6 protein-coding genes are annotated in these 17,611 nt (G+C 36.7%); all 6 read right to left on the bottom strand.

The genetic code is table 11. The features are described from left to right. Positions 1-68: 68 nt before the first annotated feature. Positions 69-6,362, bottom strand: a complete 6,294-nt coding sequence (locus HX743_RS09905; protein WP_178319145.1) for a DEAD/DEAH box helicase — start codon at positions 6,360-6,362, stop codon at positions 69-71. 1 nt (position 6,363) lies between these two features. Further along, positions 6,364-9,732, bottom strand: a complete 3,369-nt coding sequence (locus HX743_RS09900; RefSeq protein ID WP_178319144.1) for an STY4851/ECs_5259 family protein — start codon at positions 9,730-9,732, stop codon at positions 6,364-6,366. Between the two features lie 131 nt (positions 9,733-9,863). Next, positions 9,864-12,926 (bottom strand): type I restriction endonuclease subunit R, encoded by a 3,063-nt coding sequence (locus tag HX743_RS09895; protein ID WP_178319143.1) that lies wholly within the window; start codon positions 12,924-12,926, stop codon positions 9,864-9,866. Continuing rightward, on the bottom strand, positions 12,914-14,956 hold the full coding sequence (locus HX743_RS09890; RefSeq protein WP_178319142.1) for a DUF262 domain-containing protein: 2,043 nt from the start codon (positions 14,954-14,956) through the stop codon (positions 12,914-12,916). The genes HX743_RS09895 and HX743_RS09890 overlap by 13 nt, the downstream gene beginning before the upstream one ends. 3 nt (positions 14,957-14,959) lie before the next feature. Beyond that, positions 14,960-16,357 (bottom strand): DUF262 domain-containing protein, encoded by a 1,398-nt coding sequence (locus tag HX743_RS09885; RefSeq protein ID WP_178319141.1) that lies wholly within the window; start codon positions 16,355-16,357, stop codon positions 14,960-14,962. A 39-nt stretch (positions 16,358-16,396) separates the two neighbouring features. Continuing rightward, entirely contained in the window at positions 16,397-17,575 is a 1,179-nt protein-coding gene (locus tag HX743_RS09880) for a DUF4268 domain-containing protein (protein WP_178319140.1), read from the bottom strand. Positions 17,576-17,611 lie beyond the last annotated feature (36 nt).

The following is a 17,611-nucleotide window of genomic DNA, read 5'->3' as shown; positions in this document are numbered from 1 at the left end:
ATTTGAATAGCCAATCTAAAGTAATAAACCATCACTTGTATTTTTAATCGTAAACTTTTCACACATTATTATATTGAAACAGCTACAACTAAATCACCTTCTCTCTTTTTGACATAAATGTTCGTTGGATTCTGCTCACCATTTTTAACAACTAAAAACTTCTGTAAATCTGTAAGTCCATTCGCAACACTTATAAAGTCCTTTTGGGCATTAAAATAGACATTTCGTTGTGACAATTTATGACTCTCAAATAATCTCCAATAGCCAAGCCCCTGATCGAGCTGAATATCAAATATAGTCCCCGACTCAAAAGTTATAGTTAAATTTCGCTTGTGATACAGAGCCTTACCATTATCATAGGTCATTAAATCTATTTCTTTTTGGGATATATCTAAATTATCAGTTAATAGTTTTTCAAAAACCTTCTCAAATTGTTTCACACTATGGTAATCATGATGAAGGATCGTTGGTAAATCTTTTGTCTCATCATCAGAAATAACTGTCTTAATCTTCAACTGACCAATATTTCCAACTTGATCCTCAAGCCCCTTTAACCAACTAACAATTAACAACATATTGCTAGCTGACTTGATATAACGATCTGAATACTCAATACTTTTTATAGTTTCATTCTGGCAAATTTCTCCGAACTCACTAGTACTTTCAGCAACCAAATTCCAGAACTTACGACCAAAGCTACATAAATCAACATTCAATTGATCAAGAAGATCTAATCCCACAATCGAGCTTTGATTTTTTTCCACTAAAGTTGGTAATGTTATGACTTTCTCACTCAGTAACTTATAAGTTTCACTAACTCCAACTATGGCATTTGTATTCAACCACTCTTCATTTGGTATACGACTATTCATATCAGGACTAACAACTGTAACAATACGATCTGTCAAATATAGTTGTGCCACAATAGATTGATGAATATTGTCACCTTCAACAAATTGTACATTAAAGTGTGTTTGTAAAAATTTCAGCTCAGCCAAATATGCTTTAGAATCTATGATAGTTTGTGGTACAGAAATATCGATTTCTAAACTTGTATCCTCTGCCCATCTAGCAATTGTTTTTTTAACACTAGGAGATAACAACTCCCAACTATCAGATTCTCCACCCCAATTCAAAATTAGTTTCTTAGCACCTAATGATACATGGTGTTCAATGCATTCTTTCAAGCTATATGGCCAATATTGTGCACCAGAGAAGAATGACAATTCTTCAGTAGAAATAAAGTTTTTATAGTTTGCACCTAACCACTTTTTAGCATCATGACGATTTAACAAACTGTAATGATGTCGTGACTGTGAATCCAAAAGACAATGAGCACAAACAGACTCACAATATTTCGGACATTCAAGCTCATCGACCATACTAGATAATAACGACTCAATGTGACGAGGGGCTGAACTCGCAAATCCTGCTCCACCACTAATGACGTCATACACCTGAATAGCTGTAATCTGATGATTACCATCTAATAATATTGGACGCTTACCATATCCCAATTCATTAGCTGATATACCTAACTTTTTCGCTAATGCTTTTCTGAAAGCCACAGCCAAAGTAAATGCTATACTTTCATTTTCTTTACTATCTGTAAGATATTCATTACGTTCAGGGTGATGTAACACCAATTCAAAGATATCTGTAGTCATATAGCTACCTAGATGTAAATCTTTGATTAAACGCTCACTGCCTTCACAGAACTTTCTTTGCCCATTTTCTCGATCATGTTTAGATGGTTTTAATGGATAATGTTTCTGCTCTGGTGAAAGAGACAATGGAAATTTTTCCTTTTCCTTTTGGGATTCTGCTCGACCACATTCAAGGCACACAGCATAACCATGCCCATATAAACCTGAACTATAATTAAATACATGCCCCGATGTATCGGCAACCATAAATCCTAAGGCACTATTCGGCAAACTTAATCTTGCCCCCTTACCAGCAATCCAAGGGGTTTGGACAGGTATGAAGGTTTGTGTTGTTACATCGTTACTAGGTTCTTCATAAAAATCATGAACGAAACCAGTTGGCTGCAGAACTTTACGTTGCTCATTTATGCGAATTTTTTCACCGCAACTTGGATTATCACAGTAAACATTATTAATATCGACTGCACTATCTGTATTAAATCCATTTTGACCGCAATGTACACAGCGCCATGCCAAATCAAATTTCTGTGCTTCTTTTGCATCAGAACTATGAATATTATGCCAAGCTAATGATATCCCTTTGGATTTAAAAACCCTTCCGTCCAATACAATTTCTGAACCCGGCGCATATTCTCGAATAGCGACAGCTAAATTTCGACTTGGCATATCACGTAATAAAGACACATTATCTTCTCTAGACTTTCGTTGCTTTTCAGCATCTCTATCTTGCTTTTGACGTATGTAGTCAATGACATTGGTCGTTTCAAATGATGCAATATCAGTTGGGAAGCCATACCCTGGTAGAAAGCATTTAGCAGCAAGTTCTCTTAATAAATATTCATCACAGAGTCTACGCATTTCAATATTTAATCTATAAGCGTAAGCACTACCTTTCACTGCTTCACTTATCTGTATTTCAAGACGCTTGTATTCCTTTAACCATTGATCACGCATTTCAGATATTTTTTGGACAGTGTTACCTAAAATGCTTTCAATCGAATCAAAAGACAAATCAGTACCTTTAATTAATTTTTCTAGCGCATAAGAACATGTATAAATATTGGCTTTTAACCAATTAATGAATCGATTGCAAACAGAAATATCTTCGTCACCATTTGCTAAATAAAACCACTTCAAATTTAATTTAGTTTTTTCAGCATCTGTATTTCCAATCTCATTTTTTAAAAAGAATGAGAGATACATGGAATTGACATGCCTTTGGATCAATCTCTTGGAGTTTAAAGCGACATAAGGTGCTGGGATACTAGTTTCAAAAGCCCATTTAGGGTTATGAAATACTTGTTGATCATGTGGATTCGACTTACAGATTGTGTAAGAAAGTGCTCTTGATTCTTTACTACGACCCGCACGACCCGCACGTTGTAGATAATTTGCAGGATGCGGTGGTACGTTATTCATCACCACTGCTGAAATACCGCCGATATCAACCCCCATTTCCATGGTGGTTGAACAGTTCATTACATTAACTTCACCTGTTTTAAATCGCTTTTCGTAGTCTTGTAATCGGTCACTTGCTTGCTGTGCTGAATGTTCTGCAACTCGATAGTACATACCACCTTCAACAATTCGATCACAAAGATCATTCCACAAATTTAAAGAGCGTAGCTCCTTAATTGTCTCATCATTAGTAATTAAGTCACGGATGTATTGAACGTTGTCATGATGGTCTTTATTGGAACTAAACACTTTCAAATTCGGCATTTTAATCTTTTGACAAATGAAAGCCTCTTTACTTTTTGGAATACCCATCGGTAGATATGGGGTAATATCTTTGAATGTAGTATCCATTAATCTATGTGTAACTGGGCAAATGAACGCTTGCTCATTCAAAGAAAATTTGAACTTTTGTGGTCTAATGAAAAATTGACCATTATCATTTTCTAAAATAGCCGTATCTTGAGTTAAAACTTTCCAAGCACATTTTAACCATTCATCGGCGATATCTATATCTATTGGAGCATTTAAATCTAATTGTGCGCCTAAAGCTAATAACTTCACCAAACGATTATTCTTTCGCTTAGATGCCAAAGGCCATTGTTTACTAAATTTATCTTCTGTAAATTTTGAATCGGGTCCAAACAATCGTTTAGTAACAATTTTCCTCCCCATCCAATTTGAAATACTTCTATCTATATGAATGTAGTAATACTCTCGCACATAGAAATCTAGAACGACTTTTAAAAAGTCCTTCCAATCTTGTAAGTTAAGGCCTTTTGATTCCCAATATAAAGGAACACTTGTAACTTTTTCTAATCCACTATAACCAACTTTTACCAACCCCAACGTTTCAGTACTATTTCGATTACGTGGACGTCGACTAAATTCACTCAACAATAACATTGAGATCAATCTATGTGGTCCTTCAGTTTGATCTCCAAATACTTCCGGAGAGTAATACTTCATCGCATTCAGTATTGAAAAGTTAAAATCGGATAAAGCTGTAAGCTTCTCGATCATCTCTTTCCATGAAATCGAACTTTCGTCTGAGCTGTCTAATTTCAATAGCTCCTGTTGAAGCAATGTCAAAATCATCTTCTTCTTTGGATCATGTTTTATTTGTTCAATTTCCCCCTCAATTTCCTCTCGAGACATCTCTCCACCCGATAAATCAGGTAGGTTTTTTAACATTTCCACCACAGCCCCCCTTAATCTTGAACGCTGTGCTTCCTGTTGCATCTGTACAGACATTCTTGCGGTGCCTTGGCGACTATCCGTAAATGTAATTAAACGACGTCCAAATGAAGGTAAGCTTTGAGGCGAAATGTTCGTAACACCATTTTCTTCTAACTCTTTAATCGTAATATCTGGACAAAACTCTAAAATTGTCGGCACTGCTTTAGTAACATAGAACGGAGCGCCAAGAATACTTCTATTTACAGGTAAATAACCCTCTTGTGTTACTGATCCACAGTTATGGCATTCATTTGATGTGGCAAATAGATTAAAGTCTTCTTCCCCTGGAAATTTTTCAATGCCCTTTTTATCAAGGCTCAGCATCTCCCCATGACCGTTAACAGTGAGCAATAATGAACTGTAATCGAGTAATTTATTCGAGTTAGCCTTAAGATCGCCCTCATCAAGCTCATCCTCATCTGTTAGAAGAGAAAATTCATCAATTTTAGCCTCTCCAACTTGTTTCAATTGGCGCCCATGCATGGAATCAACCAATTGTCCCAATAAATGTGGCGAATTGCATTCTTTACAAAAAGTAAGTTCTAGTATTGGTGATTTACATTTGCATTCTTGTTCACACGTTGCATATACATTACCGTATGGCCATTTTTTTAATGCTGTACCCTCTTTTTGATCACAATGAGGATTAATACAACTCCACAAGCCATGCGTAATTCTTTGCAAGAAGTGAGCTCGTACTTTTAGGAAAGCCTCTTCTTTTTCTTGCGCTTTTGTATTTGTTAGTAAGTCAATCCAAGCAATAATTTCGACTTGATCCACTGAAATAGCATAGTCGGCATTTAATTTTTCTTTAATTTCCAAAGATGTTAATGGCTTATAACTTTCTGTACCTTGTTGAACAATGATTTCCCGAATTGCTCGTGCTGTTTGATTCGATTCTAATGCTTCAAAACGTTTAGCACTAACTTCTAAATCACTCTCAATTTCAGATAATTCTTTTAAACTGAGTTTATTGTGATTCGTTTCAAGTTTTAATTGTGGGACTGCACGCCGGCCACCTATCACTTCGATTTGACTTTCCTCAATACCAGCCAACTGAGATAAATAGGTCTTTAATTGTTGTTCTGCATTACTGTCAGCAATGGTTGCAGAAGTTGCGACAAATCTTACATCTTTGGCCTCAACACCAAAGGCCTCTAAAACACGTCGTAACTGCAAGGCAAGCTCTGCTGCCTGTGATCCAACATAGCTATGAGCTTCATCTAAAACAATCCAACGCAGGCTTTTCTTTGCTCTAGATTTTTCAATAATCGGTGCATCAATTTGACGCACCATGATATATTCCAACATCGTCCCGTTGGTCACCAAAATTGGTGCAGGGCTTTTCCTCATCAATTCTCGTGTTAAGACTTGATAAGGACGCTCCTTTTGCAATGTTCTTTTTGAACTCTCTGATTCAGGTGTATTACCGTTATACAAACAGTATCGTAACTTCCCACCGAAGTGCTGAGTCCAAGCACTTAAGCGCTCCTCCTGAGAATTAATCAACGCATTAAGCGGATATAAGAATAGAGCATGCACACCTTCCAACGGCGCATTGATATTTTCGCTTAATTCAAATAAATCATTCAGAATTGGTACCATAAAACATTCTGTTTTACCTGAACCTGTACCAGATGTGACAACAATTGATTTTTTATCCGCTAATAAGTTTTTCCAACTTTTTAGTTGATGTTCAAAAGGCTTAAATTCTGCCCCAAAGCGATAGCGACCATTACTCTGCGAATCCAAAGCACTTACAACTGACTTCGCTAATAATTTTCCACTCAACTCTGACATCGTCACCGGTGATTGTTTCCAAGCAAAAGTATGCTCAAAAACAGGTGGAGCTAAAAATGAAAATTTTCTTCCCGGAAGCTGAGACATTTGTTCAGCAAGGTGTTCTCTTAACTCAGGATCGTTGATCCCTAATACGCTTAACGTTGATTCTTTTGTACGCTGACATGCTTGCTCTAATAAATCGGAATAATAAGGTTGCATATTAGTGAGCCTTTAAATTTAATAAATAAGATGTTGTTATTTCAAAAATTGAGTTAAACCAAGACTGGTCAAAATCACGGATCTGACGAATCTTATGATGAGTTAAACTATTTGATTTATCTTCAAGCACAAAACTGGTTAGACCTACATTTTTTAGCGCAAGATAAATTGGCAAAAGAATAACTGATGCATGCTGTGGCAAACTGACCATAGGTTTTAATGGAAGATTTAGATTATCTTTTTCAAACCACGCTGTGAGTTGTTGCTGGAACCACATTGGCCACAATTCGCCTTCAGGCTGGTATCTCAATAAATTCTGAAGATAATGACCGTTAACAATATTATTCAACTGATTCTGCGTTAATCCATTTAGAACTGGCTCATCAAAATAATAAGCTTCTAAACTTTGATTTAGCGTTGAAATGTCTTGAGATAACTTTGCATATCTCACTTTCAGCGTTTTTTTAACAATTGCCTCAGGGATACCTTGACTCACATAAAGTTCAAAAGTTTTAGAGATTGCATTTTTCCAAGCTTTAGCGGGGATTAATTCCCATACTAAATCGAATTCTCGTTCGAAGCGTTGATAAATATCATGTTCAAAATCAAGTAACCATATCGCCAGTGCCAAACATGATGGATTTCTTACCAAATCCTTCCACACTTGAAATGTGACCAACGGTAAATGGTTGTACTTCGAATATAAGTGGTAAAGATACAGCCATCCAGAGTTTTGCAAATCACTCGCCATAAGTTCTAAGAAATCTACAATACTATTTGGGTTAAATGTTGGATGATAATCACGTACGGCAGTATGTAGCGTATCCGCAGATTCAAAAGATAATGAATCTTCACTTATCTGCTGCGCTATGAATTTCGGTCTAAATTTAATCGATCTTTCATCTCTAGGAATAATTAAACATGGACCCACATTACTCAATCTTGGTAATTTATACTTACCTGTTTCAACCCCTTCAGTTGTAACTGGTTCGAGTGGTAAAACGGCCTGTTCAGGTTGGTTTAAAACCATGATGACTGGATCAATCACTTGTGAACCTGAAAGATTCAAACCACTTAAAAAATAATGACCTTGTTCATCTATTTCAAACTCGGTTTGATAATGTTTAATCTGATAATTTAAAGCTTGTTTCCCACCAGTGACTTCGAGAATAATCCGTGCATCTAAATCTTTTGTTAATGCCAATAATTCTTCTATTTCAGCTCGATAATGAATAAGTGATTCTTGATGTGGTTTTCCACTCACCAAAAACTTCCAGTTGTAGTAAGGGGCATCAATATCACGGATATGACTACTTTTTAGCCTGATTGTCATCCGAAAATTGGTCGGCTTATTTTCTGGTGCATATAGACATAATCTTGAACCGAGCAAATCATCTACAGTTAATATTTTTTGTTTAATCGGCTGGTGATTCCCGTTATAGAGCGTTGCACCATGTGACGGAAATGGTAGTAATAAATCTACTTGATCTCCCAAATTCAGCATCAAATTAAGTTTGATATTTTCAGGTGGATGCTCATTGCATTTTAGATGATATTCATAACCATATTGCCCATGTATATCATCATTCAGTTTACGCGCCTTAAAGCTCACTGCTTGATGATCAGCAGTGATTCCTAAACAAATGATATTACTTTTGGTTAGAAGACGAATATCTGCTTCATTAGGGGTATCTCCTGCCAACAATTCAATTTTTAGGTCTTCAGGAAAAATTACAACCTTACGCCGCAATACCACATTTTGTGCGGTATTTTTAATAGTTAAAGTCTTTACACCATATCCACTAGAACCTACATGATGAGTTAAAAGCTTTTGTTCTGCATAAATAGCTAAACTATCATTTTTTGACTGCAAACCAGTTTCTGTATAACGTGCCTTAGGTCTTCCTAAAAAAGCCAACGCAGGTACCGTAGGCCAAGTAAACTTCGTACCAAAAAGATCTACAAGTTCTGATTTTTCGTGATATTTAGAGCATTGAATCTGATATTGCTCTTGATTATCACCAATAATTTCAATATCACCTTTTACCTTGTAAACATGCTGGCCAAAAGCATTCGACAAATGCCCAGTGACACAGTCCTGAGAAGTAAATTGATATGATGGCGGTAAGAGTAAAATAATTTCCGATTCTGCTGTTTTGAATGAAGCCTGCCCAATAAATGGACAAAGCTCTCCTTCATCCTGTGCAAATGCAACAGGAACACTACCGATTTCTAAACAAGTTTGAGGTAATTCTTTTTGATAAAGAATCTGATCTTTATTTTGTAGCGACAAAATCAATCCATGTTGATAATTCTTTCTCGTAATAATGCGCGTTTGTGCACCTATACGTATATTCACTGGCTTATTAGCCTCAGGCCTTGCCATAAACGTTGCTGTGCCAAGTTTAGCTAACGGTTCATGTGCTTCATACAACACAATTTCTACACGAGGAGGAATTCCTTTAACATCCTCCAAAGTAATTTCTAGTGAGTTGGGCAGGAAAACTTCAGTTAATATTTGATTAGAATTACGGTTAAAGAAACTCGTACAGGATAAAGCATCCTGTTTTGTTTTCATTTGCTTCAATTCAGTACTAGAGGTAACGAGCAACTGATTTAAAAACTGTTCCGCAACACTACTTTCTAATGGTAGAGGAAATGCCTCCCTCCACTTGGGGAAATTTACGGATAAATAAGCTGCTGGATTATCGGTATTGTCTAATTCATGCGTTTCAACTAAATGAACCAGATGTTCTGCCATATCTGAAATAAGCACTCGTGTTTCATGTTCCTTGAATGCTTGAGGCAGATATTGAGTATACGCTTGAATCAATTGGTCATTTATTTCTGGGTTATAATGTCTGTAGTGACTAAACTGCGCCACAATTCTTTTAAATACAGTCTGATAATGATTACCTTTCTCCATTAAAAGGTTTGAAGGGAATCCACCCTCTTTAAATGCAGAACCTAAATAATTGGTATGATTTGAACCTTCAAATTTAAGGATTGGACGTTTCCAAAAACATTCTAAGCCTTGCTGAACCACATAGCGAATATCATCCAAAGGTTGAAAGCCCAGTGCATCATATACAGGCCCCCAACTCCACCCACTTTTATACTCTCGACGAAACCATTCCGAAACAAATAGTGTAAAAACTGCACACCATTCACGACCAGGTTTATGGCTTTTTTGATCTTGTTGGCTATATCTCAGCGTACGCTTTAGGTCTTGATATTCTTCTAGGGTAATATGATAGCTATACAGGGGATGACTTGTTGGCTCAGTAAGTTTACGCGACTCAAAAATTCGCTTAAGAATATGTCTAGCACTCAATTGCTCCCCTAATATATCAGATGCTAACAACTCCATAATGCCCCCATTATTATTCCCTACTTCAAATTAAATAATATAATCTATTCAATGACCTATATAAACCTAATGGCGTCATAAATTGTCGCTTAGATGGGTTAATTTTCATTATTTAACCCATATTTTAAGAATTACCTCATAACACCCTGTTGCAGACTATATTTCCATGACATTCTAAATGCAGTATCTTTTGAATAATGCTTATACATATCCATATCGATTTTTCTTTGACGAAGCATGATTTCATTCATAATCTTGTCAAAAGCTAGATCTTTAGTATGCGGATCAGGATTATTCAGATACTTACTTTCGAAATCAGCATGTTCTTTTATCTGTTTTAAGATATTCACAAATTTTACTTTTTGCTCTTCAGGCGTTGCAGCCCAACCTCCAAACCAGCGTTCATTAAACGTTTTAATGATTTCATCTAATGGGTCTTCTTCAGTTTCACCGCCATGAGCACCACGAGGATTCGAATTTGTCGGATCTAGAACTGTCTCTTCAGCATCTAACTCAATTTGCTCATTCAGTTTTTTACGCTGTAATCCATATGAGTTTAAATCAACTGAGTTTAACAACTCATCCAAGGCATCCGCTTCGGGATCTTCAATTTTGAGTTTCGGAATCAAGAACTTTAAGAACCAATACAGCTTTTCCCATGCTGGAACTTCATATGGCAAAATTGAAGCCATCTGTCCATAAATCTTCACGTATTGCTTTGCCTTGATCTTGAAGTCAGCTTTATCTTCAGGAGTGAGTTCTAATTCAGCATCAAAACGTGCCACGGCGATATCAATCATCGGGCTTAATTTTTCTGCATCGACTGAATCGAAATACTTCGTAGCGAAATCTTCCACTTCAGTAGATTCATATACTCCAACAGTATCCAACTCATCTTTTAGTTCGTTGAGTACATTAATATCAGTCGCTTGTGACAACGTAGTCGACGTGTAGAAACGATCAAATGATTGTTTGATATCTTCTATCTCATTGAAGAAATCGAGCACAAAGAGATCTTCAGTTCTCTTACCTAATTTAGGTGCAGAACGATTTAAGCGAGACAGCGCTTGTACGCAGAGTACATCGGCCAACTTTTTATCAACGTACATCGTACATAGCTTAGGCTGATCAAAACCAGTCAGGTATTTGTTCGCAACAATAAGCAATCGATACTGATCTTCATTCACGCCTACAGGCTTCTTGTCACCCACATAACCACGATCAAACATATCTTTGGTATCGTTGTCAGAGAATCCATTGAGAATCGCTTCTGAATATTCAATACCATCTACTTTCTTCTCACCAGAGAAAGCAATAATGGCTTTAAATGGATACCCTGCTTGCTCAAGCAAACGGTCAATCGCTTTGTAATAACGGATTGCAGACTCAATATTTTGAGTCACTATCATCCCTTTGGCCTTGCCTTTTAATTTCTTGGTATTTACCACATGCTGAATAAAATGATCCAGCATCACTTCAGCTTTGATATCAATGGTCTGTTGAGTTTTCTCCACATAGCTTCGTAAGGTTTTCTGCGCTTTTTTAGTATCGAATAACGGATTGTCTAGAATAGACTTCTCAATTTCATAGAAGCTCTTATATGTCGTGTAATTTGACAAGACATCTAAAATAAACCCTTCTTCGATTGCCTGTTTCATCGAATACAGATCAAAAGGTTTAAAGGAACCATCTGCTTGCTTTTCACCAAACTTTTCTAAAGTCGTGTTTTTTGGCGTTGCAGTAAAAGCAAAATAGGATGCATTGCCTTTCATCTTACGTGCCAACATCGCACTTAAGATTTTATCTTGAGCATCTACACCATCACTGTCTTCATTGGCTTTACCCATGACTTCATTCATTTTGTCATGTGCAACACCCGATTGAGAGCTATGCGCCTCATCAATGATCACAGCAAAACGCTTTTCACTTAAGTCTGCAATTCCATCAATAATAAAAGGGAATTTTTGAATCGTAGTAATAATAATCTTTTTGCCATTTTCTAAAGCAGATTTCAGCTCTGAAGACTTATGGGCATGTACCATAATATTCTTAACTTCTGAGAATTCCTTGATGTTCTCTTTAAGCTGTTTATCCAGAATACGGCGATCCGTCACCACAATCACTGAATCAAATAAGGGATGTTCTAGCCCTCGGCTTCCTGCAATGTCTTTTTCTACTGGGTAGGCTTCAATCAACTGAAATGCTGCCCATGTAATCGAGTTTGACTTACCTGAACCTGCGGAATGTTGAATAAGATATGTCTGCCCTACGCCACGTGTTGAAACATCATGAATGAGACGGCGTACTACACTGAGTTGATGATAACGTGGGAAATACAGATTCCTTTTATCTAATAAGGTTTTCTCATCACCATCTAGTCGTACGAAGTGCTGAACGATATTTGCCAAACTTTCTTTTGAAAGTAGCTCTTTCCAGAGGTATGCTGTTTTATGCCCCTCTGCATTTGGCGGATTTCCTGCACCTGCGTTATGGCCCTTGTTGAAAGGTAAGAAAAAGGTATTCGCTCCAGCCAACTTCGTAGTCATATAGACTTCATCGGTATCGACAGCCATATGTACAATACAACGAGCAAAGCTCAATAAGGGCTGTGTGATATCACGATCTTGTTTATATTGCTTTTGACCATGATGACGCGCATTCTGCCCTGTCCATTCATTCTTTAGTTCAAAAGTAATAATCGGAATACCATTTACAAATACCACCATGTCAATTTCTTGTAATGGATTGGCTTTTGAGTAACGTAATTGGCGAGTCACACTGAAAATGTTCTGCTTGAATCGGTCTTTAATCTTCTGAGAACTACTTGCCAACGGCGCTGGGTACATCAACTGAAAATGCGCTTGATCTACGGCGAGACCTTTTTTCAGTAGATGAATCACCCCATGCTTACGGATCATTCGATCAAAGCGTTCATAGATTTTACGTTGCCAATCGTGTGGATTAAATTTTTGAATCTTTGCCAGTTCATCAGCTTGTGTTTGTTCTAAGAACTGCCAGAAATATTGGGTATCTAAGGCATACAACATGTCAAAATTTGCAGGTGAACCCGATACAAAGCCATGATGAGGTAGAGAAATATCGGTTAAACCTGCTTTAACATTTTCGAGGCATGTTCCAGTCAGCGCTTTTTCAATTGCCATTTCCAAAGCACGTTCGTTAGTTAAACTGACCATGTCATACCCTCACCCTTATAATGTTGTTCCAATATATTCAGCATATCTTGCTGATGTTCAATAATCGTATGGATATCTAGCTCTTTACTCTCGCTGTCTAAACGGTCAAATAAGTTCTTTAATTTCAATGAATCATAAATAGGCTTCTCATAGAAATCTGCTCTTTTGACACGAATAGGTTTATTGCTATATTCTGAATTCTGACTCGGGCTAAGCAATGCCAAATTGCCAAAAGCATGCAAATATTGGTCGTCTAACCCTAAGCTATATTTTTCATTCTGTGGATGTATATGTTCAATCGAATTCTTGGAGCTAATACGATAGCCTTTAAACTGTTTTTGATCACGACATTGCATCAAATTATCGAACTTGATCGCTTTCCATAATGTGTATTCAAGTTTCTGAAACCAATAATGTTTAAATCCAGTGCCTTGAGGAGTATTTAAATTTGCTTGGATATTATCAAAAGAGTCCTTTGCAACTTCTACCCCTTGGGCCAACAAATAACTCGCTTGTTTCTGAGTCTGCGTTGTTAAAGAAAGTGTATTGTCAATTTTCTCAAGAATGCTCAATGCTTCCTCATCACAAGCCTTTTCACCACGCTGTTCAAAGACTTTTACTAGTTCCATTAAATATGGCGTCAGCCAATAATGTGCATTACGGTCAGTTGTGAAAATACAAACGCTTTGCAATTGCTGTAGTGCCGAATACTCCTGTTTTGATCTTGGATAGGAGTCATTTTTATCAAGTGCTGATATATAGGTTAATACTAGCTCCTCTGATCGACTCTCTTCATCTTCTATCCATCTTACCGCAAAGCGATCAAACAAATAACGAACTTGCCATAAGGTCTGTATAAATGCCTTAATATGAACTTCATCTGCTTCTTCTAAAAAATCATCAAAGATTTCTTGAAGTTTTGCACCTGTCATTCGTTGCTGAATATCTGTACCTAAGTTTGCTTTAATTTTATAAATTCTTAAGGCATGAATCAGCAATAAGTCAAAACTTAAAAAAGAACGAAAAGTATAATTAATTTCTTCATTTCCTAAGCTTTTTACTACCGGCTGAATCTCTTTTTGAAAGCTGATATTTTCATTATTGATGTCTGATTTAAAATCATCAAATATCTTAGAAATTGAAAGATCTAGCTGTTCTACTTCAGATGAAATTCGCAAGCAGAGGAAAGCCATTTTTGATGGCTGATATTTAACTAAATCAGCAAAGCTCAATTTTCGCCAACTTTCTATGCTGATTTTCCCTTTGAGTAATCGTTCAAAATATTGATTCATATTTTGGCAGATATCCCATATTTCACTATAAAGGACTTTATCTGTATTTATCTTTTTAAAGATTTTTGCTTTTACCAAGTCTACAGGCTCTAACTGAACACCTGCTGTATTCATACTGGTAAATATCTTATTCAAATCTGTATCAGTAGGGACGATGTTGTTTACCCAAGTCACATGGTGGTAAACATAATCTAGATATCCAATTAAAACACCTTGATTTTTCAGTGATTCTAAATACTGACGAATAACAACTAAGCCTTGTTCAATTTTTTCAAGATATTCATCTTCTTGGGCATTGAATACATGCTTTGCCATAACCTTGGCCAATCCAGAATGTTCTTGCAAAAAAGCTTGTACATTTTCTCTAATTTCAAAATGTAATCTTGGTTGTTTTTGAATACTCGCGACACCTAGTATTGGATGCGTTATTTTTTCTGTTAAGCTCATACAAGCTAGAGAAAATAGCATCAGAGTCGTCGTTCGTTGTTGTCCATCAATCAACTCGAGTACATCAACATTTTCATTTCCTAATACGATGTTTCTTCGAGCCGTCAGAATGCTTCCCACATAATAATGAGGTTCTTCAAGTATATATGCTGAATGAATATCTTCTAATAGTCGTTTTATTTCATCGCTTGTCCAAACATAAGGGCGTTGGTAACTCGGGATAATGAATTGATATTTTTGCTCTACGACACGTTGAAGCGTCAATAATTCTGTATCTACACACTGATTCATTTCTTACCCCAAATTCTTTATTTTCTGCGTTAGCTGTTCGAAAAAGCCCTGTTGTATTTCTTCGTTTTTCAAATTCAGTTCAAAGTGCTTTATAGTTTCTTGAATAAAGGTTTTTTTGAGGGACTTTTTAGTCTCATCCAGATCATACTCCGTAACCACAAAATTCAAACTATCTAAATGTTTAAAAGAATCTTCGGGTCGATAAGCCATCACCAAATGATCTAATAGTTGATTATCTTTGAGCAGTTTAGGTACGCTCTCCGCTTGTACTCTAGTCTTATTCGTTGCTCTTGGTGAATAGGCCACACGGAAAAACTTTTTCGCAAAAATATCTAATTTGTATTCACCAAATTTGCTTACATATAGCATGATGCCAATGGCATATAACTCTGCTAAAAAATGACATCCTTTTAGCTGTTTTAACCACTTTGTAAATTGGTAATACTCTGCTAGATACGCTACATCCAAGTTTTGGTAATACTTTAAATACAACTGATTGTAGTATTCTAAGTATGAAATGGTATTAATCCCTGCATTTAATGGTTGTCTGAAATGGTAACTGTTGGGCGTGCTGATCTGTGAGGAGCGATTGACAGGGTTATACTCTGTGCTGATTTGGCTATAAGCAATATCTTCTGTACCTTTTTGGGTATTCTTTGAAAATTCTTCAATAATGGCATTTTTAATTGCGACTTTGTTTTTATAGTAAGGGATGTCTCTGAAGTTGAGAACATTCCAATATCGCCCTAATAATAATCTCCATACCGTCTCAGAAAACTCCCCCAAGCTTTCCCATTTTTTGGCATAAAACGTTTGGTGTTTCTTTTGTTGTTCTGAATTAATCGCACGAAGATGATATGCCTTAATAATATCGATACCAGATAAGCGAACACCGCCTGTATTTTGCGTTTCAAAGAATTTATAAGCATCGTCTTCTGATGTTGTAACCACCAATGAAACAACGACCTTTTCAAGATCAATAGTTTTTTCCCATTTATCTTTAATCGAGTGTAGATAGGCTAAATTGCGTCGGATATGCTCAACACTCACACTCGAGTGATAGCTTAAAGTGACATCTTGCAGTTGTTCATTCAAGTAGCCAAATAACGTTAAACTGGTCAACCTTTGCTGACCATCAATAATATTCAACTCTGTATCTTTGGCATGTAAGATAATACTGCCTAAGTAGTAAGCACTGCGTTTCGATTTTTTCTGATGCTCTTCAATATCAGTAATGAGTTGATCCAGTTGTTCTGCATTCCAAATATATGGTCGCTGATATTCAGGTATCTTCAATTTACCTTGTATATCTGCTTGGTCTTGAACCTGAATATTTCCACCACGAAGCAACTGTGCCACATTGCACACTGCTACTTTAATCAACGCTTGTGATTCTGACACAACCTACCCTCAATTTTAAATTTTTAGATCTATGTTTTCTTACTTAATCACTTGATACGCTTCATTCATATATGGCTTAAAGGCTTGCTCAAGCTTTTGTATATGTTCCAAATGCCATGCAATATGACTTTGCCATAAGTCCTGATTATGACCATCGGTATTCAAAATAAACTCAATCCGAGATGATTTCTTAGCATCTAATCTTAACCACTCTAAAGGCTGACCAAATTTGCGCTCAATTTCGTCTTTACGTTCATAGAAGAAATCAAAGAGCTGTTTATTCTCCACGGCGTCCTTTCTCGCAAACTCAATATCTACCCGTATCGCTTTCTGTAATAAAATCAAATGGTAGTTACATTGAGAAATACCCGTTGCTGAACTCAACCAATGATCAGTCTTCGGGCTAATATTGTTATAAAGCGAATTTTCGCTTTGTGAAAAATAAGCAAGCAATTGCTCCCAATATTGGTAGCGTATATCGGTATGATCGGCTTGTTTTACTTTGGCAATGGTTTCTTCATCTTCCTTACGCGTGAGTCGAACCATATATTCCGATGCTTCAGGGACAGGGATAATTTGCTGAATGTCCACCAACAATTGTTCGTCTAGTTTATATGGCGAAACTTTGACGCATTTCAGATCAATTTTACGGTCAAGCAACCACAGTGCTGTGTTAGTTACTTCTTTACGAAACTCCCCCGCCACCAAGATAATACGCTGGCTATTACGTGGATTAAGTGTCGTAATCGATACACCCATTTCCTGATGTTCTTCTAAAAAGCGTTCAATCAGTATTTTAGCTGTGTTTTTGACTTGGTCGGCATCAAATGCATGATCATCCAAATCTGCATATACAGGTTTATTTTTAATTAAATATTTTGCAAAGACGTCTTCGATGTCATCTGAAGTAAATGGCGCTACATAAGAGGCATACTTGAGTGCCTGCCACACGGCGTCACGTCCACTGTCATCTCGTTTGTTTTCAATCAGTACAAGCTGTCCTTTCGTGTCTAATGCCAAAAGGTCTAGGCGTTCGCCTGTTCCATCAAAGCCATCAAATTCTTTTTGGATAATCAGTAGTTCCTCACCTAATGCTTCAGGGTGGCTCACCAACCATTCTTGTAAGTCATAACGCTCAGTAAGCTGTTGTTCGCTGAGTTTTGTACCATTTAATGGTTTCAGTTTTTTATTGGTTGTGTCTACTGTATATAAGCTCATATTCCCCCCCGAAATATTAAAAAACCTAGCCAACCG

The sequence above is a fragment of the Acinetobacter sp. Swhac1 genome (assembly GCF_013390985.1).
In the GTDB taxonomy this organism is placed as follows: domain Bacteria; phylum Pseudomonadota; class Gammaproteobacteria; order Pseudomonadales; family Moraxellaceae; genus Acinetobacter; species Acinetobacter towneri.
Note: the sequence above shows the minus strand (reverse complement) of the source record. Positions and strands in the feature narration are given on the sequence as shown.